The organism is Ruegeria sp. CH10, assembly GCF_056537125.1.
The window spans coordinates 24,046-51,041 of sequence record NZ_JBQFQY010000003.1; the positions used below are offsets into that span (position 1 = coordinate 24,046).

The 26,996-nt window shown below is 58.2% G+C and carries 30 protein-coding genes; 16 read left to right on the top strand and 14 right to left on the bottom strand.

Annotation, left to right across the window (positions count from 1 at the left end):
- The first annotated feature begins 47 nt into the window (after window positions 1–47).
- The gene (locus tag ACRZ94_RS10270; RefSeq protein ID WP_480797275.1) at window positions 48–398 is read left to right on the top strand and encodes a Lin0512 family protein; all 351 of its coding nucleotides are present in this window, start codon (window positions 48–50) and stop codon (window positions 396–398) included.
- A complete protein-coding gene (locus ACRZ94_RS10275) occupies window positions 395–757 on the top strand; it encodes a Lin0512 family protein (protein WP_480797276.1) in 363 nt (120 codons plus the stop codon). Before ACRZ94_RS10270 ends, ACRZ94_RS10275 begins: the two co-directional genes overlap by 4 nt.
- Window positions 758–815: 58 nt before the next feature.
- Here the strand turns inward: ACRZ94_RS10275 and ACRZ94_RS10280 are convergent, their stop codons facing one another.
- Entirely contained in the window at window positions 816–1,010 is a 195-nt protein-coding gene (locus tag ACRZ94_RS10280) for a DUF1127 domain-containing protein (protein WP_480797277.1), read from the bottom strand.
- A gap of 197 nt (window positions 1,011–1,207) precedes the next feature.
- Between ACRZ94_RS10280 and hslV the strand changes: the two genes are divergently transcribed.
- A complete protein-coding gene (gene hslV, locus ACRZ94_RS10285) occupies window positions 1,208–1,765 on the top strand; it encodes an ATP-dependent protease subunit HslV (protein WP_480652960.1) in 558 nt (185 codons plus the stop codon).
- Here hslV and ACRZ94_RS10290 read toward each other — a convergent pair.
- Window positions 1,757–2,998 (bottom strand): MFS transporter, encoded by a 1,242-nt coding sequence (locus tag ACRZ94_RS10290; protein ID WP_480652962.1) that lies wholly within the window; start codon window positions 2,996–2,998, stop codon window positions 1,757–1,759. The genes hslV and ACRZ94_RS10290 overlap by 9 nt on opposite strands.
- A gap of 172 nt (window positions 2,999–3,170) precedes the next feature.
- Here ACRZ94_RS10290 and hslU point away from each other — a divergent pair, with 172 nt between their 5' ends.
- Together hslU and ACRZ94_RS10300 are read left to right on the top strand one after the other, a co-directional pair.
- The gene (hslU, locus tag ACRZ94_RS10295; protein ID WP_480652964.1) at window positions 3,171–4,478 is read left to right on the top strand and encodes an ATP-dependent protease ATPase subunit HslU; all 1,308 of its coding nucleotides are present in this window, start codon (window positions 3,171–3,173) and stop codon (window positions 4,476–4,478) included.
- A 97-nt stretch (window positions 4,479–4,575) separates the two neighbouring features.
- Window positions 4,576–5,676 carry an alpha/beta hydrolase gene (locus tag ACRZ94_RS10300; protein ID WP_480797278.1) on the top strand — a complete coding sequence of 367 codons (1,101 nt, stop codon included), beginning with the start codon at window positions 4,576–4,578 and terminating at the stop codon, window positions 5,674–5,676.
- Window positions 5,677–5,685: 9 nt separating this feature from the next.
- On the opposite strand, the gene ACRZ94_RS10305 is transcribed toward ACRZ94_RS10300, so the two are convergent.
- From ACRZ94_RS10305 to ACRZ94_RS10315, 3 genes are read right to left on the bottom strand one after another with little or no spacing between them, the layout of a single operon-like run.
- On the bottom strand, window positions 5,686–6,273 hold the full coding sequence (locus ACRZ94_RS10305) for a Smr/MutS family protein (RefSeq protein WP_480652968.1): 588 nt from the start codon (window positions 6,271–6,273) through the stop codon (window positions 5,686–5,688).
- Window positions 6,273–7,307: a murein transglycosylase A gene (mltA, locus tag ACRZ94_RS10310; protein ID WP_480797279.1), complete on the bottom strand. Its 1,035-nt coding sequence runs from the start codon at window positions 7,305–7,307 to the stop codon at window positions 6,273–6,275. The genes ACRZ94_RS10305 and mltA overlap by 1 nt, the downstream gene beginning before the upstream one ends.
- A complete protein-coding gene (locus ACRZ94_RS10315; RefSeq protein ID WP_480652972.1) occupies window positions 7,304–7,963 on the bottom strand; it encodes a Tim44/TimA family putative adaptor protein in 660 nt (219 codons plus the stop codon). Before ACRZ94_RS10315 ends, mltA begins: the two co-directional genes overlap by 4 nt.
- 107 nt (window positions 7,964–8,070) lie before the next feature.
- On the opposite strand from ACRZ94_RS10315, the gene ACRZ94_RS10320 reads away from it, so the two are divergent.
- Together ACRZ94_RS10320 and secB are read left to right on the top strand one after the other, a co-directional pair.
- On the top strand, window positions 8,071–8,559 hold the full coding sequence (locus ACRZ94_RS10320; protein ID WP_480652974.1) for an FxsA family protein: 489 nt from the start codon (window positions 8,071–8,073) through the stop codon (window positions 8,557–8,559).
- A 64-nt stretch (window positions 8,560–8,623) separates the two neighbouring features.
- Window positions 8,624–9,121 carry a protein-export chaperone SecB gene (secB, locus tag ACRZ94_RS10325; RefSeq protein WP_480652976.1) on the top strand — a complete coding sequence of 166 codons (498 nt, stop codon included), beginning with the start codon at window positions 8,624–8,626 and terminating at the stop codon, window positions 9,119–9,121.
- 30 nt (window positions 9,122–9,151) lie between these two features.
- Here the strand turns inward: secB and dnaQ are convergent, their stop codons facing one another.
- From dnaQ to ACRZ94_RS10345, 4 genes are read right to left on the bottom strand one after another with little or no spacing between them, the layout of a single operon-like run.
- Window positions 9,152–9,874 carry a DNA polymerase III subunit epsilon gene (gene dnaQ, locus ACRZ94_RS10330; protein WP_480797280.1) on the bottom strand — a complete coding sequence of 241 codons (723 nt, stop codon included), beginning with the start codon at window positions 9,872–9,874 and terminating at the stop codon, window positions 9,152–9,154.
- A complete protein-coding gene (gene coaE, locus ACRZ94_RS10335) occupies window positions 9,867–10,460 on the bottom strand; it encodes a dephospho-CoA kinase (protein WP_480797281.1) in 594 nt (197 codons plus the stop codon). The genes dnaQ and coaE overlap by 8 nt, the downstream gene beginning before the upstream one ends.
- Window positions 10,457–11,290 (bottom strand): shikimate dehydrogenase, encoded by an 834-nt coding sequence (locus tag ACRZ94_RS10340; RefSeq protein ID WP_480797282.1) that lies wholly within the window; start codon window positions 11,288–11,290, stop codon window positions 10,457–10,459. The genes coaE and ACRZ94_RS10340 overlap by 4 nt, the downstream gene beginning before the upstream one ends.
- Window positions 11,287–11,886, bottom strand: coding sequence for a Maf family protein (locus tag ACRZ94_RS10345; RefSeq protein ID WP_480797283.1), 600 nt, complete (start codon window positions 11,884–11,886; stop codon window positions 11,287–11,289). The genes ACRZ94_RS10340 and ACRZ94_RS10345 overlap by 4 nt, the downstream gene beginning before the upstream one ends.
- 404 nt (window positions 11,887–12,290) lie before the next feature.
- Here ACRZ94_RS10345 and ACRZ94_RS10350 point away from each other — a divergent pair, with 404 nt between their 5' ends.
- The 7 genes from ACRZ94_RS10350 (at window position 12,291) to ACRZ94_RS10380 (ending at window position 19,752) form a co-directional block, all read left to right on the top strand.
- Complete coding sequence (locus ACRZ94_RS10350) at window positions 12,291–12,740, top strand: CopD family protein (RefSeq protein ID WP_480797284.1); 450 nt, start codon at window positions 12,291–12,293, stop codon at window positions 12,738–12,740.
- Between the two features lie 221 nt (window positions 12,741–12,961).
- Window positions 12,962–14,233 carry a transcription termination factor Rho gene (rho, locus tag ACRZ94_RS10355; protein WP_480797285.1) on the top strand — a complete coding sequence of 424 codons (1,272 nt, stop codon included), beginning with the start codon at window positions 12,962–12,964 and terminating at the stop codon, window positions 14,231–14,233.
- Window positions 14,234–14,263: 30 nt separating this feature from the next.
- Window positions 14,264–15,550 carry a tRNA uridine-5-carboxymethylaminomethyl(34) synthesis GTPase MnmE gene (gene mnmE, locus ACRZ94_RS10360; protein ID WP_480652985.1) on the top strand — a complete coding sequence of 429 codons (1,287 nt, stop codon included), beginning with the start codon at window positions 14,264–14,266 and terminating at the stop codon, window positions 15,548–15,550.
- Between the two features lie 12 nt (window positions 15,551–15,562).
- Entirely contained in the window at window positions 15,563–17,431 is a 1,869-nt protein-coding gene (gene mnmG / locus ACRZ94_RS10365; protein ID WP_480652987.1) for a tRNA uridine-5-carboxymethylaminomethyl(34) synthesis enzyme MnmG, read from the top strand.
- Window positions 17,428–18,042, top strand: coding sequence for a 16S rRNA (guanine(527)-N(7))-methyltransferase RsmG (gene rsmG / locus ACRZ94_RS10370; RefSeq protein WP_480652989.1), 615 nt, complete (start codon window positions 17,428–17,430; stop codon window positions 18,040–18,042). The genes mnmG and rsmG overlap by 4 nt, the downstream gene beginning before the upstream one ends.
- A complete protein-coding gene (locus tag ACRZ94_RS10375) occupies window positions 18,035–18,838 on the top strand; it encodes a ParA family protein (protein WP_480652991.1) in 804 nt (267 codons plus the stop codon). Before rsmG ends, ACRZ94_RS10375 begins: the two co-directional genes overlap by 8 nt.
- A gap of 20 nt (window positions 18,839–18,858) precedes the next feature.
- Window positions 18,859–19,752 carry a ParB/RepB/Spo0J family partition protein gene (locus ACRZ94_RS10380; RefSeq protein WP_480652993.1) on the top strand — a complete coding sequence of 298 codons (894 nt, stop codon included), beginning with the start codon at window positions 18,859–18,861 and terminating at the stop codon, window positions 19,750–19,752.
- Here the strand turns inward: ACRZ94_RS10380 and ACRZ94_RS10385 are convergent.
- The 4 genes from ACRZ94_RS10385 to rph are packed head-to-tail and all read right to left on the bottom strand — an operon-like array spanning window position 19,742 to window position 22,567.
- Window positions 19,742–20,095 carry a YbaN family protein gene (locus tag ACRZ94_RS10385; RefSeq protein WP_480652995.1) on the bottom strand — a complete coding sequence of 118 codons (354 nt, stop codon included), beginning with the start codon at window positions 20,093–20,095 and terminating at the stop codon, window positions 19,742–19,744. The genes ACRZ94_RS10380 and ACRZ94_RS10385 overlap by 11 nt on opposite strands.
- A 3-nt stretch (window positions 20,096–20,098) precedes the next feature.
- Window positions 20,099–21,253: a radical SAM family heme chaperone HemW gene (hemW, locus tag ACRZ94_RS10390; RefSeq protein WP_480797286.1), complete on the bottom strand. Its 1,155-nt coding sequence runs from the start codon at window positions 21,251–21,253 to the stop codon at window positions 20,099–20,101.
- Window positions 21,243–21,857 (bottom strand): RdgB/HAM1 family non-canonical purine NTP pyrophosphatase, encoded by a 615-nt coding sequence (gene rdgB, locus ACRZ94_RS10395; protein ID WP_480797287.1) that lies wholly within the window; start codon window positions 21,855–21,857, stop codon window positions 21,243–21,245. Before rdgB ends, hemW begins: the two co-directional genes overlap by 11 nt.
- Window positions 21,854–22,567: a ribonuclease PH gene (gene rph / locus ACRZ94_RS10400; RefSeq protein WP_170412685.1), complete on the bottom strand. Its 714-nt coding sequence runs from the start codon at window positions 22,565–22,567 to the stop codon at window positions 21,854–21,856. Before rph ends, rdgB begins: the two co-directional genes overlap by 4 nt.
- Before the next feature lie 112 nt (window positions 22,568–22,679).
- On the opposite strand from rph, the gene hrcA reads away from it, so the two are divergent.
- Window positions 22,680–23,744 (top strand): heat-inducible transcriptional repressor HrcA, encoded by a 1,065-nt coding sequence (gene hrcA, locus ACRZ94_RS10405; protein ID WP_480653002.1) that lies wholly within the window; start codon window positions 22,680–22,682, stop codon window positions 23,742–23,744.
- A 10-nt stretch (window positions 23,745–23,754) separates the two neighbouring features.
- Complete coding sequence (locus ACRZ94_RS10410; protein WP_480653004.1) at window positions 23,755–24,318, top strand: nucleotide exchange factor GrpE; 564 nt, start codon at window positions 23,755–23,757, stop codon at window positions 24,316–24,318.
- A 58-nt stretch (window positions 24,319–24,376) separates the two neighbouring features.
- Here ACRZ94_RS10410 and mutS read toward each other — a convergent pair whose 3' ends face one another.
- The gene (mutS, locus tag ACRZ94_RS10415) at window positions 24,377–26,992 is read right to left on the bottom strand and encodes a DNA mismatch repair protein MutS (protein ID WP_480653919.1); all 2,616 of its coding nucleotides are present in this window, start codon (window positions 26,990–26,992) and stop codon (window positions 24,377–24,379) included.
- Window positions 26,993–26,996 lie beyond the last annotated feature (4 nt).

A 26,996-nucleotide genomic window follows, 5' to 3' on the forward strand; every position in this document is an offset into this window, starting at 1 on the left:
ACCAAAGGCGTCCACTTTCGGGCGCCTTTTTTACGCCGGAGGGTCAGATGGCAAAAACACGGGTTCTTGTTGAGTTCGGCATGGGAACCTCGCTGAGGCGCGAGGATTATACCGAGGCCGCGCGGCGGGCGATCAAAGACGCGCTATGGCACAATTCGGTCAACATGGCCGAACTGTTCGACTTTCCAAAAGACGCAATGATCATCGATGCCGAGATTGGTGTTCAGCAGCCGGACAAGGTTGATAAACAGGCGCTGACCGAGATTTTTCCATATGGGCAGCCCAATATCACCGTCACGCAGGGCGGGTTGGATATCGAAAAACCTCATGCCGAAGGGTGCACTGTCATCGCCAATGCGGCCATCATCGTTTCGTTCGACTTGGAGCCCGTGACATGACCGGAAAACGCATCATTCTGGAAATGGGCACCGGCAACGATCTGTACGGGCAGGACTACACCAAGGCCGCGCGCCGGGCGGTACAGGATGCGCTGCATCATTCCTCGATCACGTTGTTTTCAAAGCTGGGCATCGATCACGCCGACATGCGGGTGCGCGTTACGATCGGCGTGCAGGAACCCGATCGCGTTGACTGCGACGTGGTTGCCACCGACCTGCCGCGTGGCCGGGCCGAGGTGCGGGCGGTGAAAGGCGGGCTGGATGTCGCTGATGCCGAAGCTGGCACCAAACACGTGGTCGCGACCGCCGCGATTGAGGCTTTTCTACCCGATCTGTCTGACCGCTTTAAGCTGAGCTGACAAAGAAAAAGCCGCTCGAACGAGCGGCTCATCTTTTGCGGTGGTTCCGATAGTTGGATCAGACCTTGTTGATGTCCGCGCGGCACAGACCGATATCATCCAGTTGATGATCAGACAGTTCGGACAACAGGGCGCGTGTTTTGCGGGTTTCATTCCACTCAGCCGCTTTTTCAAAAGCTGCGGTGAACGCGTCCACTACATGCAGGATGGTAGCTGCTCCGAGTGGCGCATGGATATTTGCAGTACTTGCCATTTGCGCATTCCTTAAAACTGAAACAGCCGACCCTTCGTCGGTTGCAGGTCTCATTTAGAACCAAGGGCTGAGTCCCACAATTGCTAGTCCTACAGACCCGATCTGCGATTCCTGCATATCTTTTAAGCAGTTTGTGAACTGTTGCGCTGACCCCCGGTCCGGCCCATATAGGGTGCCAGCGAAGAACGGAGGCCCCCATGGCAGATAGCGATTTTCCCGGTTGGCACGGCACAACGATCATTGGCGTCAAAAAGGGCGGCCAGGTGGTGATTGCCGGCGACGGACAGGTCAGCCTGGGCCAGACCGTGATCAAGGGCACCGCCCGCAAGGTGCGCCGCCTGTCGCCCGGCGGGTTCGAAGTGGTCGCAGGCTTTGCCGGATCGACAGCGGACGCCTTCACCCTGCTGGAGCGGTTGGAGGCCAAGCTTGAGGCCACGCCCGGCCAGCTTGCCCGCGCCTCGGTCGAATTGGCCAAGGACTGGCGGACGGATAAATACCTGCAAAAGCTTGAGGCGATGCTGATCGTCACCGACGGCACCGATCTGCTGGTGATCACCGGCGCAGGCGATGTGCTGGAACCCGAACACAACGTGGCCGCCATCGGCTCGGGTGGCAATTTCGCACTGGCCGCCGCCCGCGCGATGATGGACAGCGACAAACCCGCCGAAACCGTGGCGCGTGAGGCGATGGCGATTGCGGCCGATATCTGCGTCTATACCAACGGCAATCTGACGGTTGAGAGCATATCAGGCTAGCAACGCTTTTATCTCTTTGCCTTTCCAACGCAATTGCATCCCGATCAGTCCCAGTATCGCCGCAAGGATGACGATGTAATAGGGCACGCGGATGTCGATGCTCATCAACCCACCACCGATCAGGGACATCACGCCGCCCGCAAGGCAGAACACGGCTGTGGTCACCCCCATGACCCAGCCCTGATCGGTTTCACTGACCGCGGATGAGAACAGGCCCAGCAGGGTCGGGTAAGACACGCCGAAGAAGAAGTAGAAAAAGAAAACGGGGACGTAGCTCAGCACCCCGCTGGGGCTGAAGGCAAAGCCGAATCCGCAGATCACCATGACCACCAGCGAGGCAAAGATGATCTGATGCTTGCTGAACCTTTCCTGCGCCGGTTTCACAAGGAATGTGCTGGAAAAGGCCAGCGCAAAACCGATCACCACCATCGCCATGCTGCCGCCGATGACCCCGTAGCCCCAGGCGCTGGTCAGGAAATTGTCGACGAACACGTAGAAGGTGACATTGGCGATCATGAACAACGCGTAAACCGGCAGGATTTTCAACACCATCGGATGTGACCGCACCGCGATCAGGCTGTCGGTGATGTCGCGGGGGCGGAACACAAACGCGGCCCGCTCGGACCGGGTATCTTTAAAGAAAACCATCACCATGAAAATGGCGACCAGTACCAGAACGAAGGCCCCGTAAAACGGTGTTTTCAACGTGGCGAAACTGCCCAGCAGGTTGGCGTCGGACAAGATCGCGCCAATCAGGGGTCCACCAACGAGGCCAAAGCTGACGCCGGTAATGATATAGCCCATGTTGCGGTCGCGGTCGGCATCATCGGTGCTGCCGTCAATCATCGCCGCTTGCGCAATGGGTTGATTGCCTGCGGTGAATCCCGTGATCGACCGGCCAACAATCAGCAGCAACAGACTGTTGATATACAGCGCCGCGATTGTCAGCGCATAGCCGACCAGCGCCCCGCCCAGACAAATCAGCAGGGCATTCTTGCGCCCAATCGAATCTGACACTTTCGAGACATAGACCACCCCCAGAAACCAGGACAAAAAGAAGCACCCGATCACCAGACCGTAGTACAGATGCCGCGTGCCCATGCCTGTACTTTCTGGCAGAAACCCGGATTTTGTCTCCATGATCAACGAATTGATAATGGGAAAAACCAGACCCTGACCCAACAGGTCGACGAACACCACAAACAGCAGAGTGATCTTGGCTAATTTTGTCATGTCCGCGCTCCTGACCCTCAAAGCGTTGAAAACACTGTACCAGAGGGCACGCGTTTCACCTATGGAAAGCATTTGCAAACCGGATGGGGCATTGCTAACCAACGTGGCCGCTGTTGTTTTCACTCTCGCGGTGACTACCTAAGCCGAACCGCTGATCGAAAGGACCCAACCCGTGACCGACCTGACCCCGCGCGAGATTGTCTCGGAACTGGACCGTTTCATTATCGGTCAGAAGGATGCAAAACGCGCCGTTGCCGTCGCGCTGCGCAATCGCTGGCGGCGCAAGCAGCTGGCAGACGATATCCGCGATGAGGTCTATCCCAAAAACATCCTGATGATCGGCCCCACCGGTGTCGGCAAAACCGAGATCAGCCGCCGTCTGGCGAAACTGGCCCGCGCGCCCTTTGTCAAGGTTGAGGCCACCAAGTTTACCGAGGTCGGTTACGTTGGTCGTGACGTGGAACAGATCGTGCGCGATCTGGCCGATGCAGCAATTATCCAGACCCGCGAATATATGCGCGAGGACGTTAAGGCGCGCGCGCATCAAGCCGCTGAGGATCGGGTGATCCAAGCTATCGCGGGCGAGGACGCCCGTGAAGGCACACGCGAGATGTTCCGCAAAAAGCTGAAAGCCGGAGAGTTGGACGACACGGTGATCGAACTGGAACTGGCCGACACTTCAAACCCGATGCCGATGTTTGACATGCCCGGCCAGCCCGGCAGCCAGATGGGGATGATGAATCTGGGTGATATCTTCGGCAAGGCGTTCGGCGGGCGGACCGTCAAGAAACGCATGACCGTGGCCGAAAGCTATGACGCGCTGATCGGGGAAGAGGCGGACAAGCTGCTGGATGACGAAACGGTCAACCGCGTAGCGCTGGAGTCGGTCGAACAGAACGGCATCGTCTTTCTGGATGAGATCGACAAGGTCTGCGCAAGATCCGATGCGCGTGGCGGCGATGTCAGCCGCGAAGGGGTGCAGCGCGACCTGCTGCCCCTGATCGAGGGCACTACCGTCAGCACCAAGCATGGCCCGGTCAAAACCGACCATATCCTGTTCATCGCCAGCGGAGCGTTCCACATCGCCAAGCCCTCGGACCTGTTGCCGGAACTGCAGGGGCGTCTACCGATACGGGTAGAGCTGCGCGCCCTGACCGAAGAGGATTTCGTGCGCATCCTGACCGAGACCGACAATGCCCTGACCCGCCAGTACACCGCGCTGATGGGAACAGAAGAGGTCACGGTCAGCTTTACGGATGACGGCATCGCAGCCCTTGCCAAGATCGCGGCGGATGTGAACCAAAGCGTCGAAAACATCGGCGCGCGGCGGCTTTACACCGTGATGGAGCGCGTGTTCGAAGAGCTCTCGTTCACCGCGCCCGATCAGGCCGGGGCGGACATTACCGTCAACGCGCAATTCGTTGACGACAATCTAGGCGAACTGACCAAATCCACTGACCTGAGCCGTTACGTTCTGTAACACGGGCCAGCTGGTTTTTGCCGCTACTTGCCCCGAACATCTCTGGACGTGGGGCCAGAAATCGATAGCTTGGCGCAAAATCATTCATAGGTGTTTTGTGCTGCGCTATTTGATCGTTTTGGTCCTGTCCCTGTCTGTATCGGCCTGCGTCGACCGGACAATCACGGAAACCGTGCCCTCGGCTGTGAATATCGGCACGCCGATTACCGTGTTCGCCAGCACAACCCGCGCGCGCGAGGCGGACGGATCCTATGGGTTCCGACGCGGTGAAACACTGCAATTTCTGGAAACGCAGGTCTCGATCCCGCCATCGCACACGCCCGGAACCCTCAGGTTTTCCTATGCGGACCCCGATCCGCAAAAGGAATTCGTTCTGGCAGACATCCAGCAACTCAGCGGCCCTGAAGGGTTGCACACGCATCTGCGCGGTCAGGATGACGTGACCATCTTTGTGCACGGCTATAACTCGACCCAGACCGAAACCATTTTTCGTGCCGCGCAGCTGTCGCATGACATCGGGCTGCCCGGATCGATCCTGGTGTATTCCTGGCCCAGCCGGGCCACCGGGTACGGCTATGCCTATGATCTGGACAGTATGCTGTTTGCCCGCGACGGGCTGGAGCAAACCATCCGCGAGCTGAAATCCATGGGGGTCAAACGCGTGGTTCTGGTGGCGCATTCGATGGGCGGCGCCCTGTCGATGGAGATGATGCGACAGGCCGAGTTGCAACAGCCGGGTTGGTCCAACAGGAATATCGAAGGCGTGGTGCTGATCTCACCTGATCTGGATGTGGATTTGTTCCGATCACAGATGAAACGGATTGACACGCCGCCCGATCCATTTGTGGTCATGGTGTCGCAGAAAGACAAAATCCTGAATATCTCGGCCCGCCTGCGCGGCACAGCCGAGGGCGAAAGGCTGGGCAATATCAGCTCGGTCGATGATCTGGCCGAGTTTCCGATCAATGTACTTGATACCACGGCTTTTAACAGCGACGCGGAATCTTCACATTTCGTGGCTGCGACCTCGCCGGCCTTGTTGGCGATCCTGGGTTCGGTCCGGCGGGTCACGGGCACGTTCGGGTCCGACGAGCGGCGTGGAATCGATGTTCTTGTCCCACCGAGTCAGCGCAACCCTGATGGCGCGACCGAAATTGTGCTGACCGAAACAGGGGACGCCGAGGTGATTAAACCATAGCCGCCGGGTCTACCGGGTCCGCCGCAGATAGACGTAATAGGCGCCGTCGCCACCATGGCTGATATGAGCGGGCGTCACCTGCAGCACCGCCTGCGCCAACGGCGGGATCGACAGCCAATGTGGCACCTGATTGCGCAACACCCCGCGCGGGGTGGGGATGGGGCCGGGTTCGTCACGATCCTTACCCTTGCCCGTCACCACAAGGACCAGCCGCTTGCCCTGCGCCTGCGCGGTCAACACGAACCGGATCAGGGTGGGGTGGGCCGTGTCCACGCGCATGCCATGCAGGTCCAGCTTGCCCTCGGGTTTCAGCTTGCCGCGCTTCATCCGCCCGAACGCCTTGGTGTCCATCTGCACCGGGCTGGCACGCATCCGGTCCGTGACCGAGGGCTGCAAACCATGCCGCGCCGGTTTGGTGGGCGCGGTTTGCCCAACTTCGAACCCCTCAAGCCGGAATTTCGGAGTTTTTGTTGGCTTGGGTTTGGGCAGGGTGGTCGGATGCACCGACTGCGGCAGTTCAGGGTGCATGCGTTCGGCTTGTTTGGCGACCTTGCGCCACAGCTCGATCTCTTCTTCGGTCAGTTTGCGCCGGGTCATCAGAACTCATCCGGGATCAGGGCATAGGCGCGCTGGATCGGCAACAAAAGAACCATCCGGCCCGGGTCTTTCAAACGTCCGGCAGCCTGACCTGCCGCATCGCCGGTGCCAAAGAAAATATCCGCCCGTTGCGCCCCCTTGATGGCGGACCCCGTGTCCTGTGCGATCATCAACCGGCGCATCGGGTCCTTGCCGTCCTTCTCAACCCAAACCGGGGCACCCAACGGTGTATAGGCCGGATCGGCCGCAATGCTGCGCATGGTGGTGACGGACCGGTTCATTGCACCCAACGGTCCGAACTCGGGCGCAACGCGGGAAACTTCGCGAAAGAACACGTAAGAGGGGTTGTGAAACAACAGCTCTGCCCCGGCTTCGGGGTTCTTGCGCACCCATGACTTGATCATCTGGGCACTGACCTGATGGGCCGCCAACGCGCCCTGACGGATCAGCTCGGACCCGATCGAGCGATAGGGGTGCCCGTTCGCCCCGCCATAGCCCACCCGCAAGGCCCCGCCATCGGGCAGCCGAATACGGCCCGAGCCCTGGATTTGCAGAAAGAACAGCTCAACCGGGTCATCGACCCAGGCGATCTCAAGTCCGCGCCCGGTCATCGCATCACCCGTCAGGATATCGCGACGGCTGAGCCATGGCCCCTCGGCCCGTGCCTCGGGTGGCATTTTATAAATTGGGTATTTGTAGCGGTCCGTGCGGGTGCGCGAGCCATCCAGTTCCGGTTCGAAATAGCCGGTGAACAGCGCATCCTTGCCGTCCTGAACCAGAACCGGACGGAAAAACAGCTCAAAGAAAGATCGGGCGGCATCGGATTCGTAGGTCCGCGCCACGCCACATAAGGCACGCCAATCCGGGTCGTCCAGATCCCCGCAGGTGTTCAGAAAAACCGAAAGGGCCGCGCCGTGATCATCGGCGGCCCAGCCATCAAGGTCGTCAAAGGACAGGATGGATCGCGTCGCCTCGGCATTGGCAGAGGTTGCCATCACAGCCCCCAGCAAAAGCGACCGAAGCGCGGCAATCATGCGTCCGTGGCAACAAGCAGCCAGTTCGGATCGTCACTGCCCATGACACGGGCAAAGGTCCAGCTGTCCTTTTGGCGTTTGACGGTGTTCGGGTTGCCTTCGATGATGTCGCCGCCGCGATCGCGCACGACCGAGGTCAGCTCACCAACAAACCGCATGGTGATCTCGGCCTGGTTGGTGTCCTTGTCGAACTTCGCATCCGCCACCGTGGTTTCACGAACACCGATGAACTCGGCCTCAATGGTCAGGCCCTGATCTTCGCGGTCTGCGACGACAGAGACAAAGGTGTCGAACACCTCTTCCGACAGGAAAGGCTGGATTTCATCCAGGTTCCCTTTTTCGAACCCCATGACGATCATCTCGTAAGCACCGCGCGCGCCCTGCACGAATTCGCTGACCGAAAAGCTGGGCTCAACCCGTTTCATCGCCGCCAGGGTCTGCGCCTGTTCGCTGTCTTCGGCGACATGGTCGGTGATGTCATGATCCGGGCCGCCATCGATCACCTCAAACCCGCGGCGGGCGTTCTGAGTATCGGGCTGCTGCTGAACGGGAGGTTTTTCAAAACCTTCACGCGTCCCCAGCACGCTTTTCAAGCGCAGGATCAGGAAAACGGCAATTCCGGCCAGGACCAGCAACTGGATCATCGGTTCGTTCATTTCATCCTCTTTTCAGACCGTGGCTTTGTATACACGGCCTCTTGCCACTATGTAGGTGACAGTTTGTGGCAAGTCCACCGCCCGGTCCCCGTTAAAGGATAACGCAAATGTATCTGTTCTTGGCATTTTTGTTGGTGCCCATCATCGAGATCGCCCTGTTCATCCAGGTTGGTGGTCTGATTGGCCTGTGGCCAACGCTGGCAATTGTGGTTCTCACAGCCATTATGGGCACTGCATTGGTCAGGACACAAGGTCGCATGGCGCTGGCCAACCTGCAGCGATCCTTTGCCGAACTGGACGATCCGACCGAACCCCTGGCGCATGGGGCCATGATCCTGCTTTCGGGTGTGTTGCTGCTGACGCCGGGCTTTTTCACAGATGCCATTGGTTTTGCTTTGCTTATCCCCGGCATCCGCGTCGCGGTGTTCCGCTATCTGAAATCCAGGGCCACCATCACCGGGTTTCAAATGGGTACCGGCGCGCAGTTTCGCACCGGACCGCAATCCTATGACGATGACGTGATCGACGGAGAATTTACCGAGGTCCGCCCCAATCGCGACCCCTCAAAGCCCTCCAAATGGGTCGAAGGCCCGTGACCTGCATTGAGGTACCGCGCCCAACTTGCTAAGCAATGGCAAATTTCATTTTTGGAGTAGATCCATGGCCGAAGAAAACGCTGCGGAAAACACCGCAGCCCAAGCAGCCCCGCAGGTTCAAATGCGCGTTCTGGGACAATTCATTCGTGATATGTCCTTTGAAAACGTGATGGCACAAAAAGGTGTGTCCGGTGATGTTCAGCCCGAAATCGCAGTTCAGGTGAACCTGGACGCGAAAAAACGCCCGGTCGAGCATCAGTACGAGGTTGCCGTCAAACTGAACCTCAAATCCAAAGCCAAGGGCATGGAAGACGTCCTATTCCTGTGCGAGATCGACTATTGTGGTCTGTTCCACATCGAAGGTGTGGCCGATGACCAGCTGCACCCGTTCCTGATGATCGAATGCCCGCGCATGTTGTTCCCGTTCCTGCGCCGCATCGTCAGCGACATCACCCGCGACGGTGGCTATCCGCCGGTCAATCTGGACAATATCGATTTCGTCGGTCTCTACCGCAACGAATTGCTGCGCCGTCAGGCCGAAGCCCAAAAAGCCGAAGCCTAAGGGCTTTGACGACCCGCGCCGAGACAGGTCTCAGGCGCGGGTCCACAGGGCGTTTTCGCCCAGTTTCCCAACAAATGCCTCATGCGCTGCGCGTTCATCCTCGGTGATCTTCGATGCCAGAGCTGTCGGACGCGCCGTGGGACGCCAGTCATCCTGACCCCCTGCGCCCGATGACGCGGATGTGGACAGGCCGAAATCCGGCTGCCGCCCGCCGATCAGTTCCAGATAGACCTCGGCCAGAATTTCCGAGTCGAGCAAAGCCCCGTGCAGCGTCCGGTTCGAGTTGTCGATATTGAACCGCCGGCACAACGCATCCAGTGACGCGGGCGAGCCGGGAAAACGTTTGCGCGCAATCGCCAGCGTATCCAGTGCCTGATCCATCGGAATCTGCGGCAGCCCCATCCATTTCAACTCAGCGTTCAGGAATTTCATGTCGAAAGAGGCGTTGTGGATCACCAGCTTGGAATCCTTGATGAAATCGCGAAATCCCTGACCAACCTTGGCAAAGACCGGCTTGTCCTTCAGCGTCACCTCACCCTTTTCCGGCGGGCGTGGGTTGTCCAACAGGTCCGGGCCGATTCCATGCACGCCAAACGCCTCATCCGGCATCCCGCGTTCGGGGTTGATATAGACGTGATAGGTCTCACCTGTGGCCACGTGGTTCCACAGCTCGACCGCGCCGATTTCGACAATCCGGTCGCCGCTTTCGGGATCAAACCCCGTGGTTTCGGTATCGAGTACAATCTCACGCATCTGCCATCCCCGCCCGTATCTGCCTGACCACATCCTGCACCTGCGCACGGGCATGGTCCAGCGTATCCGTCACGATCACAAAATCCGACCGCGCGCATTTCTCGTCATTCGGCATCTGCTTGGTGCGGATCTGTTCAAACTGCGCCTCGGTCATCGTGCCGCGCGCCATCACGCGGCGCTTTTGTTCCCCGGCCGGGATCGACACGCAGGCAACGGCGTCCATCACCGCGTCCCCGCCCGTTTCAAAGAGCAGAGGGATGTCGAACACCAGAATATCCGCCGTCGCCGTCTCGCGAAACGCAGCACGGTCCGCCGCCACCAATGGGTGCACGATCGCTTCGATCTGTTTCAACGCCTGCGGGTCCTGCGCGATGATCTGTTTCAGTGCATCGCGGCTGACAGCACCATCAACAATCGCATCAGGAAAAAGGGCGCGCATGGGTTCAACAGCGGCCCCACCCCTTGTATAGAGCCTATGTACCGCCGCATCCGCATCCCACAGCGCACAGCCTTCGGCGACGAATATCTGCGCCGTGGTGCTTTTGCCCATCCCGATTGAGCCCGTCAGACCCAGCGCAAAGCTCATCCCAATACCGCCGCGCGCAGATCATCCGTGACCTCGGGGCGTACACCGAACCAGCGTTCAAATCCGGGCACGGCCTGATGCAGCAACATGTCCAATCCGTTGACGGTGGTGCATCCAGCCTGTTCAGCCACCTGCAACAGCTGCGTTTTCAACGGCGCATAGATCAGGTCGGTCACAACCGTGCCCGGCTGCAACCCATCCAGCGGCACCCGCAATTCCGGCTGCCCCTGCATCCCCAGCGATGTTGTGTTGACCACCAGCTCGGCCTGATCGACCACATTCCCGGCCCGCACCCAGTCAACCACGGTGATGCGGTCGCCAAATTCCTGTTGCAGGTGATCTGCGCGGGCGCGGGTTCGGTTGCTCAGCAGAATCTGGGGCACGCCCGCCTCAATCAACGCCTGCAACACTGCGCGCGCCGCGCCGCCTGCACCAAACACCACCGCAGGGCCATCTGTCGGCACCCAATCCGGCGCGCCCGAGTGCAGATTTTGCATGAAACCATAGCCGTCGGTGTTATCCGCATGAATCGACCCGTCATCGTGAAACACCAGCGTATTTGCCGCCCCGATCTTTTTCGCCCGGTCCGAGACATGATCCGCGATGCGCAGTGCAGCCTCTTTATGCGGGACAGTGACATTGGTGCCAACAAACCCGGCCTTGGGTAGGGTGCGCAGAACGGTCTCAAGATTTTCCGGTGCCACATCCATCGGAACGTAATGCCCGGCCAGCCCGTAGGTTTTCAGCCAATGCCCATGCAATTGCGGCGATTTGGAATGCGCAATCGGGTGCCCGACCACACCGGCCAGAGGAATACGGTTATGCGTCATTGATCGATCACCCCTTTGACGGCCAGATAGTTCAGCAATTCCAACAGGGGCATACCCAAGACATTAAAATAGTCGCCGTCAATGGTGGCGAACAGACGGACGCCTTCCTCTTCCAGCTTATAAGCGCCCACCGCGTGCCGGATGCTGTCCCAATTGCGGGCTACATAGTCGCGCAGATACGCGTCCGAGCTGGCCCGCATCCGCAGGCGTACCTGACCCACATGACGCCAGATCGGCTCACCATCCTGATAGATCACCGCCGCCGACAGCAACATATGCCGTTTGCCCCGCATCGCCTTAAGCTGCGCTAAGGCGTCTTCGGGCGTTTCAGGTTTCGACAGCAGCTGCCCGTCGAAATCCAGCACCTGATCGCAGCCCAACACCATCGCGCCCCGGGATTTATCGCTGATCTTGCGCGCCTTCATCTCGGCCAGGGCATCGGCAATGTCACGAGGCGCTGCGCCCTCGGCCAGCAGCGCGCGCTTCATGGTATCCTCGTCCACGCGCGCCACCTGAACGGAAAACGGCACGCCTGCGTTTTCCAGCAACTGTGCGCGGATGGATGAGCCTGAGGCCAGGATGATGGGGACAGACATGTGGACAACCCCGTGTGCAAATCGTTGAGCGTTCCTGAACGGTTTGTATGGTTTTCAGATTGACACGCAACCCCGGGATTTTCGCGCAAAACTTCCCTGAGTCGCTCAAACGCTGTCCATCCGGGACAAGGATAAGTCGGAAAGGTGGGAAAACCGCGATCTCCACAGATACCCCAAGATTTGTCCCCAGAGGTATTCAGGAATTCACAAAATAAGTATTTGTTTTATATATGAAATTTATCCCACTCACAGAATCACTCTTCCCACGCCTGAAAAAGTCCACCTGGGGAAAACACATGTGTAAAAAAGTAATCCACGGATTTTGTTCACCCTACAAAACCATCTTCCTTTTTCTTTTCTTATTTTTTTATTAGGGAGAGTTCCGAGCAACGCCCGGAGCCAGCATGACCGATCTTCTTTTCACGATTTACCCATGGGTGAAGTCCGTTCACATCATGGCCGTGATCTCATGGATGGCCGGCCTGTTCTATTTACCGCGTCTGTTCGTCTATCACGTCGAAAAAGCCCAAAGCGTCGATGGGGCTGAGACCATTTTCCATGAAATGGAAGAAAAGCTGCTGCGGGTAATCATGCGCCCGGCAATGATCGTCGCATGGGCATGTGGTCTGATCATGGTGTTCACGCCGGGCATCGTCGGATGGGATTTTGCGTGGCCCTGGGTCAAGGGGGCGGGCGTGATTGCCATGACCTGGTTCCATCATTGGCTGATGGCACGGCGCAAAGACTTCTTTGAGGGGCAAAATAAGCTCACTGGGCGGCAGTATCGCATGATGAACGAGGTTCCGACCATTCTGATGGTTGCCATCGTTCTGGCGGTCGTTCTGAAGTTCTAGGCACTTTACGTTTTCAGAAAGAAATAAGAATCGAAACGCGCGTTCGAGCGTAGCGAGAGGCAGCGTGTTTCGATGTCGATGAAACGTAAAGTGCTTTGAGGGGCGGTTTGACTCTGACGGCTGCGGCGCTTATGTAGGTGGCAACACGCCCGTCCGGGCGGCGTATCTTCCGTACTGAAATTCCACTTCGTGCCGCGCTGTCTGCGGTGAAGGTATATATCATGACAACTGAAGCTTTGAATCTGGCCGATCTGAAAGCCAAAAGCCCCAAAGACCTTTTGGCGATGGCCGAAGAGCTGGAAATCGAAAACGCCTCGACCATGCGCAAGGGCGAGATGATGTTCCAGATTCTGCGCGAACGCGCGGATGAAGGCTGGACCGTCGGTGGCGATGGTGTGCTTGAGGTTCTGCAGGACGGGTTTGGGTTCCTGCGCTCGCCCGAGGCGAACTACCTGCCGGGCCCGGATGACATTTATGTTTCGCCCGACATGATCCGTCTGCATTCGTTGCGCACCGGGGATACGGTCGAAGGTGAGATCAAGGCACCGGACGATAACGAGCGTTACTTTGCGCTGACCAAAGTCACGATGATCAACTTCGAGAATCCTGAGAAGGCCAAGCACAAGATTCTGTTCGACAACCTGACGCCTCTGTACCCCGATAAGCGTCTGAAGATGGAGATCGAGGATCCGACCATCAAGGACAAATCGGCACGCGTGATCGATCTGGTTGCGCCCATCGGTAAAGGCCAGCGGTCGCTGATCGTGGCACCGCCGCGGACGGGTAAGACGGTGATCCTGCAGAACATCGCGCATTCGATCGAACAGAACCACCCCGAATGCTATCTGATCGTCCTGCTGATCGATGAACGCCCGGAAGAGGTGACGGACATGCAGCGTTCGGTGAAGGGTGAGGTTGTGTCCTCGACCTTTGACGAACCGGCGACGCGCCACGTGGCTGTGTCGGAAATGGTGATCGAAAAGGCCAAGCGTTTGGTGGAACATAAGCGAGATGTTGTTATCCTTCTCGACTCGATCACAAGACTTGGTAGGGCCTTTAACACTGTGGTGCCATCCTCAGGCAAAGTTCTGACCGGTGGTGTGGACGCGAACGCGCTGCAACGGCCCAAGCGATTCTTTGGTGCGGCGCGGAATATCGAAGAGGGTGGTTCGTTGACCATCATCGCGACTGCTCTGATCGATACCGGCAGCCGGATGGACGAGGTGATCTTTGAAGAATTCAAGGGCACCGGTAACTCGGAAATCGTTCTGGATCGCAAGATTGCGGACAAACGCGTGTTCCCGGCCATCGACATCCTCAAGTCTGGTACACGAAAAGAGGACCTGCTGGTCGACAAGGGTGATCTGGCCAAGACCTTTGTTCTGCGCCGCATCCTCAACCCGATGGGCACCACCGACGCGATCGAGTTCCTGCTGTCCAAGCTAAAGCAGACCAAGACGAACGGTGAGTTCTTCGATTCGATGAACACCTGACACAGGTCTTAATCCAGGCGAGGCCTTCGAATGGATACGATATTCGCCTTGGCCAGCGCGCAAGGCAAAGCCGGGGTGGCGGTCATCCGCCTCTCGGGTCCTTTGGCGCATTCCGCTGCGGTCCAGCTGACCGGTAGCCCGCTGCCGCCACGTGGCATGCGGGTTCGGTCCTTGCATGCGGCCGACGGATCACGGTTGGATGATGGGCTTGTTCTGACGTTCGAAGCCCCGGCCAGCTTTACCGGTGAGCACGTGGCCGAGTTGCAAATCCACGGAAGTACGGCTTCGGTCAATGCCGTGATGCGGTGCCTATCCGAAACGGAAGGGTTGCGTCTGGCCGAGCCCGGGGAATTCACGCGTCGCGCGCTTGAGAATGGCAAGATGGATTTGACTCAGATCGAGGGCCTGGCCGATCTCATCGATGCTGAAACTGAAGCGCAGCGCAAACAGGCGCAGACCATTCTGGCTGGAGAGCTTGGTGGATTGGCCGAACGCTGGCGTCGTGATCTGATCCGCGCGGCATCCCTGTTAGAAGCGGTGATCGATTTTGCCGATGAAGAGGTTCCGACTGACGTGACGCCCGAAGTGCGCCAATTGGTGACGGGCGTGATGCGGGACCTGCAACACCAGGCAGAAGGTGTGAAAATTGCAGAGCGCATCCGAAACGGGTTCGAGGTTGCCATCGTGGGTTTGCCAAACGCCGGCAAGTCAACTTTGCTGAACGCTTTGGCAGGGCGTGAGGCGGCTATCACCTCCGAATATGCCGGAACGACCCGCGATGTGATCGAGGTTCGTATGGATCTTGGCGGCCTGCCAGTTACTTTGCTGGACACTGCCGGTTTGCGCAAGACCGAGGATCACGTTGAAAGCCTTGGGATCGAACTGGCCCGCAAACGCGCTGATGCAGCAGACTTGCGTGTGTTTCTGACGGAAGACCCTTTGGAATTGGGTGTTCAGATGCAGGACGGGGATATTCAATTGTTGCCGAAAGCCGACCTTCGCGAAGATGTTGAAGGTGGGATTTCTGGTAAAACGGGGCAAGGAATTGATCGCCTGATCAACCACATATCGCGTGTTCTGGGCGAACGATCCACTAGCCATGGTATTGCAACACGCGAAAGGCATCGTGTTTCGTTGATCGATGCGCGGAATGCGCTGAACACCGCCATGACAGTTCTGGAATCGGGTCCAGACCTGTATGATATCGCAGCCGAAGAACTGCGCACGGCGATCCGCGCCCTTGAAACTCTGGTCGGCAGAATAGGTGTAGAGGATCTGTTGGATGAGATTTTCTCTAGCTTCTGCCTTGGTAAGTAAGGAGTGTTTCACGTGAAACATTCAGATTTCGATGTAGTGGTCATTGGGGCTGGACATGCGGGCACCGAGGCCGCGCATGCCGCCGCGCGGATGGGAGTTGCCACGGCTTTGGTCACGCTGTCCGCATCAGATATCGGGGTGATGTCCTGTAACCCGGCCATTGGGGGATTGGGAAAAGGCCATTTGGTCCGCGAGATCGATGCGCTGGATGGTGTTATGGGGCGCGTTGCGGATCGCGCGGGTATCCAGTTCCGTTTGCTCAATCGTCGTAAAGGTCCCGCGGTGCAAGGACCCAGAACCCAAGCTGACCGCGCTTTGTATCGCGCTGCAATGCAAAGTGAGACCGAGAAACAAGAAAACCTCTCGGTGATCACCGGCGAGGTTACTGATTTCCTGATGGATCAAGACCGCGTCGCAGGCGTTGAACTGGCGGACGGGTCTGAGATCCGCGCAAGGGCAGTTATTCTGACATCCGGGACCTTCCTGCGCGGGGTGATCCATATCGGAGATGTGTCGCGTCCTGGTGGTCGGATGGGCGATCGTCCCTCGGTTAAGCTGGCCGAACGGCTTGATAGTTTTGCGTTGCCTTTGGGGCGTTTGAAAACGGGGACACCACCGCGGCTTGATGGCCGCACAATTGATTGGAACGACCTGGAACGTCAGGACGGAGATGACGATCCAACGCTCTTTTCCTTCCTGTCGACAGAGGTTGTGGCCCCTCAGATTTCCTGTGGCATAACGCATACCAACGCGCGGACACATGAAATCATCGAACAGAACCTGTCTCGGTCTGCAATGTATGGCGGTCATATAGATGGGGTGGGACCGCGATATTGTCCTTCAATCGAGGATAAAATTGTCCGCTTTGCGGAAAAGGACTCCCATCAGATTTTCCTGGAACCAGAAGGGGTCAATGACCATACCATCTACCCCAATGGAATTTCGACTTCCTTGCCTCAAGATGTTCAAGAGGCGTACGTCCAGTCGATCAAAGGGCTGGAAAAGGCAGAAATTTTACAACCGGGTTACGCGATTGAATATGACTACGTCGATCCTCGTGTCCTGACGTCGTCGCTGTCTCTTCCAAGTGCTCCGGCACTATATCTTGCTGGCCAGATTAACGGAACCACAGGATATGAGGAGGCAGCGGCCCAAGGGCTTGTTGCGGGTTTGAACGCAGCGCTTGCGGTTCAGGGCCGTGATCCTGCCCACTTTACGCGAGCAGACAGCTATATCGGCGTGATGATCGATGATTTGACCACCCGCGGGGTTGCAGAGCCATACCGCATGTTTACTTCAAGGGCTGAGTTCCGCCTGTCTCTCAGGGCAGACAACGCAGATCAGCGCCTGACGCCTCTGGGGATTGATCTGGGTTGCGTTGGGCAGCGTCGTGAAACCGTTTTTCTAGCTAAAATGGGGAAGCTGGCGACCGCCAAATCCCATCTGACCGAAAAGACCCACACTCCGAAAGAGATCCGCGCGGTTGGAATAAGCGTCAATCAGGACGGAAATCGCCGGGACGGTATGGCGCTATTGGCCTTTCCGGACGTTTCCTTCAGTGACCTGATTCCTCTTCTTCCAAACCTGGCAGATGTCGAAAGTGACATAAGACTGCAAGTAGAGCGGGATGCTTTGTACGCCAACTATATCGAGCGCCAGAAAAAAGACGTCGAAGCGATGAAACGTGACGAATCCTATGAGATTCCGCAGGATTTCGACTATTCAACGCTAGAAGGTCTGTCATCTGAAATGAAACAAAAGCTGTCACTTGCGCGGCCGCAAAACATTGCTCAGGCCGGGCGTGTTGAGGGTGTAACCCCGGCGGCTTTGACCTTGCTTCTTGCAAAATTGCGACGAGAGCAAAAGGTGCGCAAGGCATGAACTCCGGTGTTTTTGAGAGTTTGGATGTTTCACGTGAAACATTTGATCGGCTCACGACGTATGTGGAATTGGTGAAACGCTGGAACCCGAGGATAAACCTGGTTTCGCGCAACAGTTTGAACGATATCTGGAACCGCCACATATTGGATTCTGTACAGGTTTATCGTTGCGCAGCTACCTTCGATAGCTGGGTTGATCTTGGCAGCGGAGGCGGCTTTCCCGGTATGGTTTGCGCGATATTGGCCATCGAAGACGCCCCGTATGCGCAGTTTACCTTTGTTGAAAGCGATCAGCGTAAGTCTGCATTTCTCAGGAACGTTGCGCGCGAATGTGGTGCGCGATGCACTATTATCTCCAGACGAATCGAGCAGGTGGAGCCTTTGGGCGCGGATATCCTTTCGGCGCGCGCCCTTGCTGATCTTAAGACGCTTTTGTCATTTTCCAGCAGGCACTTAGCTGAAAATGGAACCGCCCTGTTGCCAAAAGGTGCAAGCTGGAAAAAAGAGCTGGATGAAGCGCGGGAAGAATGGAATTTTGAATGCGAGCCGATTACAAGTTTAACTGAACCCCAAGCAGTTATCCTAAGGATCAAAGGAGTATCGCGTGGTTGATCTGTCTCGTCCCTCAGGGCCCCGGATAATTGCGGTTGCCAATCAAAAGGGTGGGGTGGGTAAGACAACAACAGCGATCAATCTGGCTGCGGCACTGGCTGAGGCAGGAAGCAGGGTTTTGGTTGTTGACCTGGATCCACAGGGGAATGCCTCGACGGGGTTGGGTGTCGAAGACCGAGACTGGACGACATATGATCTGATCCTTGACGACGCGCCGCTTGAAGCCGTGGTGCAAGAGACTGAGATCGACGGCTTGTTTGTTATACCAGCCACGGTTGATCTGAGCTCGGCGGATATTGAGCTTATTTCAAACGAAAAGCGCAGCTATTTGCTGCATGATGCACTACGCCAGACGGCAATCGACCAATTTGACCTTGAATTTGTGCTGATCGATTGCCCGCCGTCTCTGAATTTGCTGACCGTAAACGCTATGGTTGCTGCGCATTCGGTGCTGGTCCCGCTGCAAAGTGAGTTTTTCGCTCTGGAAGGTTTGTCGCAACTCATGCTGACGATTCGAGAGGTTCGCCAGACGGCGAATCCCGACCTTAGAATCGAAGGTATTGTGTTGACCATGTATGACAACCGCAACAACTTGTCCCGTCAGGTCGAAAAGGATGCGCGTGACAATCTGGGTGAGATGGTATTTAAGACGAAAATACCCAGAAATGTGCGGGTCAGTGAGGCGCCGTCTTACGCTTTGCCGGTTCTGCAATATGACTCGGGGTCGTTGGGGGCGATGGCATATCGGCATCTGGCGCGGGAAGTGATTTATAAAAACAAGAATATTGCCGCTTGACCGGCAATGAGGAGGGCACCGTGGTGGCCAAAAAATCAAAACCAAGAGGGTTGGGTCGCGGTCTATCCGCGTTGATGGCGGATGTAACGCAGGAGTCCGAGGGGATAATCCCTTCGCAACCGCGTCGTCCGGACATGAAGGTTCCGATTGAAAAACTGCGCGCCAATCCCAATCAGCCGCGCCGGACCTTTTTGCCCCAGCAGTTGGACGAACTTGCTGCCTCGGTTAAAGAAAAAGGCATTATCCAGCCTTTGATCGTTCGAGAAATCTCGGGTGGCGACTACGAAATCGTTGCTGGTGAGCGGCGGTGGCGTGCAGCACAGATGGCGCAGCTGCACGAAATCCCGGTTATCGTTCGGGAATTCGACGACACCGAGGTTTTGGAAGTCGCGATTATCGAAAACATCCAGCGCGCGGATCTGAATGCCGTGGAAGAGGCTGCCGGTTACAAGCAGTTGATGGACCGGTTCGGGCACACGCAAGAGAAACTGGCCGAAGCTCTGGGCAAAAGCCGCAGCCATATTGCCAATCTGCTGCGGTTGTTGTCGCTGCCGATGGATGTCCAGACATTGGTGATCGAAGGAAAGCTGTCGGCAGGGCATGCGCGCGCGTTGATTACGGCGGAAAACCCGTCTGAACTGGCGAAGATCGTTGTGCGCGATGGTCTTTCGGTTCGTGCGACCGAGGCATTGGTCAAGAAACAGCAGGCTGATCCGGTTAAATCGGCGCCAAAGTCCAGAAATCTGGATGCGGGCAAGGATGCAGACACGCGCGCGCTTGAAAAAGACCTTTCGGCTATTCTGGCGATGAAGGTTGTGATTAACCACAAACCAGGAACGGAAACCGGGCAGGTGGTTCTGACCTATGAAAACCTGGATCAACTCGACGATCTGTGTGCCAAGCTCAGCCGTTAGGGCGAGTCCAGATAAAGATCATCACCGCGCCTAATACCAACGCCTGAATGATCAGAACATGGGACGGCAAACCCAGTACCAAAGACAACGCAAACACGGCGGCGACCGAGACGGTAGCCGCCTTTTTTGCGCCCGGTCGGATCGCGCCATGGGTCTGCCAGTCAACGATCATCGGGCCGAAGGTGCGATGGGTGATCAACCAATTGTGCAGACGGGATGAGGATCGGGCAAAGAAAAACGCGGCCAGCAGCAGGAATGGCACCGTCGGCAACAGGGGTAACACAATACCCACCACCGCCAAACCGACGCAGATCAATCCAAGAGCGGCCCAGATATATTGCATCGTCTAATCCAGCAACTCTCGGATCACCGCATTCAGAACGGCGCGCCCGTCCTTTGTGGCGATCAGCCTGCCACCGGTTTGCTGCACCATCCCGATCTCCTCTAACTCAGCCAGTTTGTCTGCGGGAAGAGGATGATCGGCTAGCGCATTGAATCTATCAATATCTAGTCCTTCGACTATCCGTAGCCCCATCATCAGGTATTCTTCCGCCTGATCTTGCGTACTAAGCGCCGACCGCTCTTTTTCTCCGGCCCCTGTGTTAACAGCATTTAACCACGCTGTTGGCGACAGGTAGGTTTCTATCGCCAGTTTGCGACCGTTCAGGGTGACGCGGCCATGTGCGCCGGGCCCGATACCGACATAGTCGCCATAGCGCCAGTAGATCAGATTGTGCTGAGATTCTGCCCCGGGCCGCGCGTGGTTTGAGACCTCATAGGCGGGCAGGCCATGCGCCTCGCAGATCTCTTGTGTGGCCAGATACATATCGGCGGCGTGGTCATCCTCGGGCAGGCCGCGTAGTTTTCCGATGGCATAGCGGTCGCCAAAGGCGGTGCCTTCTTCGATGGTCAGTTGATAGAGGGACAGGTGGTCCACGGCCATCGTCAGGGCCTCGGTTAGTTCTGCCTGCCAATCCGCAGGTGTTTGGTGTTGGCGGGCGTAGATCAGATCAAAGCTGACGCGATCAAAGCAATTGCGGGCAATGTCAAACGCGGCGCGGGCCTCGGCAACGGTATGAATGCGACCCAAACGGCGCAGGTCTTCGTCATTCAGCGCCTGCACCCCCATGGAAATCCGGTTGACCCCGGCATCGCGATAGGCGGCAAAGCGCCCGGCCTCGACCGAGCCGGGATTGGCTTCAAGCGTGATTTCCATGTCATTGGCCGGTCGCCACAGCGCGCGGGCCTCGTCAATGACAGCAGCAACGGTTGCGGGCTCCATCAGGGACGGGGTGCCGCCACCAAAGAAGATCGTGTTCAACACCCGATCCGGGGTTTCCGCGGCTGAGCGCCGCAATTCGCTCAGATAAGCGCTAAGCCATTGTTTTTGATCTATATTACGAGAAACATGGCTGTTGAAATCGCAATAGGGGCATTTGGCCTCGCAAAAGGGCCAATGCACGTACAGGCCAAAGCCCCCGTTGCGCCAATCATCCGCCAAAGCAGCCTTTCACGAACATCTCCACCGCGCGGCCGCGATGGCTGATCTTGTTCTTTTCCCAGCGATCCATCTCGGCAAAGGTAATGTCATAGCCGTCGGGGACAAACATCGGGTCATAGCCAAACCCGCCTTCGCCGCGAATGGGCCAGACCAGATGGCCGGGGGCGATGCCTTCGAACACCTCGTCATGACCGTCGGGCCAGGCCAGCACCAGAGTGCTGCGGAATTGTGCTGTGCGCGGGTGCGGGGCGTTCTTGGCCTCCAGCTCATTATGCGCGCGGGTCATGGCCATCAGGAAATCGCGGCCATTGCCGGTTTCGGCCCAATCGGCGGTGTAAACACCCGGCGCGCCGTCCAGCGCATCGATGGTGATCCCGGAATCGTCCGACAGGGCAGGCAGGCCGGTCGCCTTGGCTGCGGCATGTGCCTTGATCCGGGCGTTGCCGACAAAGGTATCCTCGGTTTCTTCCGGTTCGGGCAGGTTCATTTCGCCCGCGCCAATCACGGTCACACCAAAGGGCTCAAGCAGATGCGCCATCTCCTCGAGCTTGCCTTTGTTATGCGTGGCGAACAGCAGCCTGTCGCTGTCGAACTTACGGGTCATGCGGTCGCAGCCTTTTGCGCGGCGGCCAGTTCGCCCACGCCTTTTTCGGCCAGATCCATCAGCTGATCCATCTGCGCGCGGCTAAAGACCGAGCCTTCGGCGCTCATCTGCACTTCGATCAGCTTGCCCGATCCGGTCATGATGAAGTTGCCGTCCACGCCGGCCTCGCTGTCCTCGGGGTAGTCCAGATCCAGAACCGGCTGACCGGCATAGATACCACAAGACACGGCAGCCACCGGATCGACCAGAGGATCGGAGATCACATCGCCCGCTTTCATCAACTTGTTCACCGCCAGACGCAGCGCAACCCAACCGCCGGTGATCGAGGCGCAGCGGGTGCCGCCATCGGCCTGAATCACATCGCAGTCGACGGTGATCTGACGTTCACCCAAGGCAACGCGGTCCACACCGGCGCGCAGGGCGCGGCCGATCAGGCGTTGGATTTCCACGGTGCGGCCGCCTTGTTTGCCGCTGGCGGCCTCACGCCGCATCCGGGTGTTGGTGGCGCGGGGCAGCATGCCGTATTCGGCGGTGACCCAACCCAGGCCGGAACCTTTGATAAAGGGCGGTACGCGATCCTCGATCGTGGCGGTGCACAGCACATGGGTGTCGCCCATCTTGATCAGGCAGGAACCTTCGGCATGTTTGGTAAAGCCCGTCTCGATTGAAACGGCGCGCATTTCGTTTAGATCACGTCCTGAGGGTCGCATGGAAAATCCTTTGTTGGCTGGGTTGGGGATAACTCTCAGTGGCGTTACGATGCAACCCCGATTGACCTTTCATTTGCCTGCGATTTAATGACGACCCAGCAGGGGGCCGCCGATGAGCGAAGCAAGCAAAATTCTGAATGAGATGAACGACCGCTCACGCGAAGTGTTCCGGCTGATCGTCGAAAGCTATTTGGAAAGCGGTGAGCCGGTGGGCAGCCGCACCCTGACCCGCACCCTGTCAGAGAAAGTCAGCGCCGCAACCGTGCGCAATGTGATGCAGGATCTGGAGTTTCTGGGCCTGCTCGACAGCCCTCATGTATCAGCGGGCCGGATTCCCACGCAGCAAGGGCTGCGGATGTTTGTCGACGGGCTGCTTGAGGTCGGTGATCTGGGCGCGGATGATCGGCAGAAGCTGGACCAGACATTAGGCTCTAACGCAGGCGATGTGGGGGGGATGCTGGATCGTGTGGGATCGGCTTTATCACACGTGACACAAGGCGCCTCGCTGGTTCTGACGCCCAAGCACGAGGCCGAGATCAAGCATATCGAGTTCGTCTCGCTGGGCCATGACCGTGCGTTGGTGGTTTTGGTGTTCTCGGACGGTCACGTGGAGAACCGACTGTTCTCACCTCCGCCGGGGCAAACGCCCAGTTCCATGCGCGAGGCAGCGAATTTTCTGAACGCACTGATCGAAGGCCGGACGCTGAGCGAAGTGCGTCGTCAGATGCTGACCCAAATCGATGCCCGCAAGCAAGAGATCGATGTGCTGGCGCGGGAAATGGTCGAAAGTGGCATGGCGGCTTGGGACGGAGACGGGGAAGACTCGGCCCGTTTGATCGTGCGCGGACGGGCGAATCTGTTGAATGAACCGGGTCAGGCCGAAGAGTTGGACCGAATCCGCACCCTGTTTGACGATCTGGAACGCAAACGTGACATCGCCGAATTTCTGGAATTGACCGAAGAAGGCGAGGGTGTGCGCATTTTTATCGGGTCTGAGAACAAACTTTTCTCACTTTCGGGTTCCTCTTTGGTGGTGTCTCCATATATGAACGCTGATCGTAAGATAATCGGTGCGGTTGGGGTCATCGGACCCACACGTCTGAACTATGGGCGGATCGTACCGATCGTGGATTATACGGCGCAACTGGTCGGCAAGCTGATATCCGACCGGAGCTAGAGGGTAAGAGATGGCAGAGCCCAAGAACGAAGATTTTCTGGACGATATCGCAGCCGCTGAGGCCGAAGAACTGGCGGAAGAGATCGCGGAATTCAGCGATGAAGCGCTGGAGCTGGATGAACTGCGTGCCGAGCGGGACGATTACAAAGACAAATTCATGCGCGCGCTGGCGGATGCCGAAAACGCGCGCAAGCGCGGCGATAAGGCGCGTCGGGATGCGGAACAGTATGGTGGCTCGAAACTGGCCCGTGACATGCTGCCGGTTTACGACAACATGAAACGTGCGCTTGAGGCGGCCACCGACGAACAGAAAGAAGTGGCTGCCGGTCTGCTTGAAGGTGTTGAGCTGACCATGCGTGCGCTGAAGGATGTGTTTCAGAAACACGGGATCGAGGTGATTACCCCGGAAGTGGGGGATCGCTTTGACCCGAATGTGCATGAGGCGATGTTTGAGGCCCCGGTGCCCGGTACGCGCGCAGGGGACATCATTCAGGTCTCGGCCGAAGGGTTCATGCTGCATGACCGTTTGCTGCGCCCGGCACAGGTTGGCGTATCGTCGACGCCTGCGAGCTGATTGGCCTCTGCGAGGCCAAGCCTCCGGCGGCCGTATTTTGAACAAGAAGAAGGGGCGGTCAGTTTTTGGCCGCCTCTTTCAGTTTGTAGATCAGGTCGAGCGCGTCGCGGGGGCTGAGCTCATCCGGCAGGATGTCGTCCAGCATGTCCGTGACAGGGGAGGTTTTTGGCGCTGGGGGCGGAGGCGGCGGTGCGGCGGAGAACAGCGGCAGGTCGTCGATCAGCGCCTTTTGCTTGCCGCCTTCGCGTTCGGTTTTCTCTAGTTGATCCAGCACTACGCGGGCGCGATCGACGACCGAGGCCGGGAGGCCCGCCAATTGCGCGACCTGAACGCCATAGGACCGGTCGGCAGCACCCTTGTGGACCTCGTGCAGGAAAATGACCTCACCTTCCCATTCCTTGACGGCGACAGTGGCATTGTCGACGCCTGTCAGTTTCCCGGCCAGTGCGGTGAGTTCGTGGTAATGCGTTGCGAAAAGGGCGCGGCATTGGTTTGCGGCGTGCAGGTGTTCCAGCGTGGCCCAGGCGATGGAGAGGCCGTCATAGGTGGCTGTTCCGCGCCCGATTTCGTCCAGAATGACAAGCGCACGGTCGTCGGCCTGGTTCAGAATAGCGGCGGTTTCGACCATTTCTACCATGAAGGTCGAGCGGCCACGCGCCAGATCGTCCGAGGCTCCGACACGGCTGAACAGCTGGCTGACAACGCCGATATGAGTCTGTTCGGCGGGGACGTAGCTGCCCATTTGTGCCAGCAGTGCAATCAGGGCGTTTTGGCGCAGGAATGTGGATTTACCGGCCATGTTGGGACCGGTCAGCAGCCAGACCGCGGCACCCTGATCGGCGCTGAGGTCGCAGTCATTGGCGATGAAGGCATCACCCGATTGCTGGCGCAGCGCGTGTTCAACGACCGGGTGGCGACCGCCTTGGATATTGAAGGCGCGCGAGCTGTCGACCTGGGGGCGGCACCAGTTTTCACCGCGCGCAAGATCGGCAAGTGCTGTGGTGAGATCCAGTTCTGCCAGCCCGCGGGCAGCTTGGTTCAGGCGGGCGGCGAGGGCGAGAACCTCGTCAGATAGCCTTTGATAGAGCCGCTTTTCGATCTCCAATGCCAGATTTCCGGCGTTCAGGATGCGGGTTTCGATCTCGGACAGTTCGACCGTGGTGAACCGTACCTGATTGGCGGTGGTCTGGCGGTGGATATAGGTCTCACTGAACGGTGGGTTCAGCATCTTCTCGGCATGGGTGGCCGTGGTTTCGATGAAATAGCCCAGCACGTTGTTGTGCTTGATCTTCAACGAGGTGATGCCGGTATGTTCCGCGTATTTCTGTTGAAAGCCTGCGATGACGGATCGGCCCTCGTCGCGCAGGGTGCGGGCCTCGTCCAGTTCCGCGTCAAACCCGGGCGCGATGAAGCCACCGTCGCGGGCCAGAAGGGGTGGTTCGGCCACAAGCGCCTCGTCCAGCAGGTTTAGCAGGTTGTCAAAGCCAACGAGGTTTTGCAGGGCGGTCGCCAGCAGAACCGGCAGGTCCTGACCCTCGCAGAGTTCGGCGATTGCGGCGGCCTGGGTCAGCCCGTTGCGGATGGCGGCCAGATCGCGCGGGCCGCCACGTTCCAGGGACAGGCGGGACAGGGCGCGGTCCAGATCGGGGGTTTTGCGCAGGGCCTCGCGCAGATCCGAGGCGATCAGGCTGTCTTCAGCGGCGAAATTCACCGCATCCAGTCGGGCGTGGATCACATCCAGATTGCGTGAGGGGCTGGAAAGGCGTTGTTCCAGCAGGCGGGCGCCCCCCGGTGTTACGGTGCGGTCAATCACCGACAGCAATGATCCGGCGCGGCCCCCGGACAGGGATCGGGTCAGTTCCAGGTTGCGGCGCGTGGCGGCGTCGATCTGCACCACGCGATCCTCGGATTCCTTCAAAGGCGTCTGCAGCAGGGGCAATTTGCCTTTCTGCGTGATCTCAAGATAGTCGATCAATGCGCCCATGGCGGACACTTCGGCCCGGCCAAAGGACCCGAACGCATCCAAAGCGCCCACGTGAAACAACCCGCAGATGCGTTTTTCCGCCGCCGTGCTGTCGAAACTGGCGCGCCCGATGGGGGTCAGCGAAATACCCAGATCGCGGGTGGTTTCGTTCAGTTCCCGCTCCGCCCCGTCGGCCACGATCAGCTCGGACGGGGCCAGCCGCGCCAGTTCCGGGCTGAGCCGAACGGATGTCAAAGGCATCACGTGAAACGCGCCGGTGGAAATATCGGCCCAGGCCAATGCGGCCTCATCCCGAACCTCGGCATAGGCGGCCAGAAAGTTGTGGCGGCGGGCCTCAAGCAGGGCGTCCTCGGTCAGTGTGCCGGGGGTGACCAGACGCACAACATCGCGCCGAACCACTGATTTAGAGCCTCTTTTCTTCGCCTCAGCCGGGCTTTCCATCTGTTCGCACACGGCCACGCGGAACCCTTTGCGGATCAGGGTCAGCAGATATCCCTCGGCGGCATGGACGGGGACGCCGCACATGGGGATGTCCTCGCCATTGTGTTTGCCGCGCTTGGTCAGGGCGATGTCCAGCGCCTCGGCCGCGTTGACGGCGTCCTCGAAAAACATCTCGTAGAAATCGCCCATGCGGTAAAACAGCAGCGCGTCGGCATGGGCGTCTTTGATTTCGAGATATTGCGCCATCATCGGC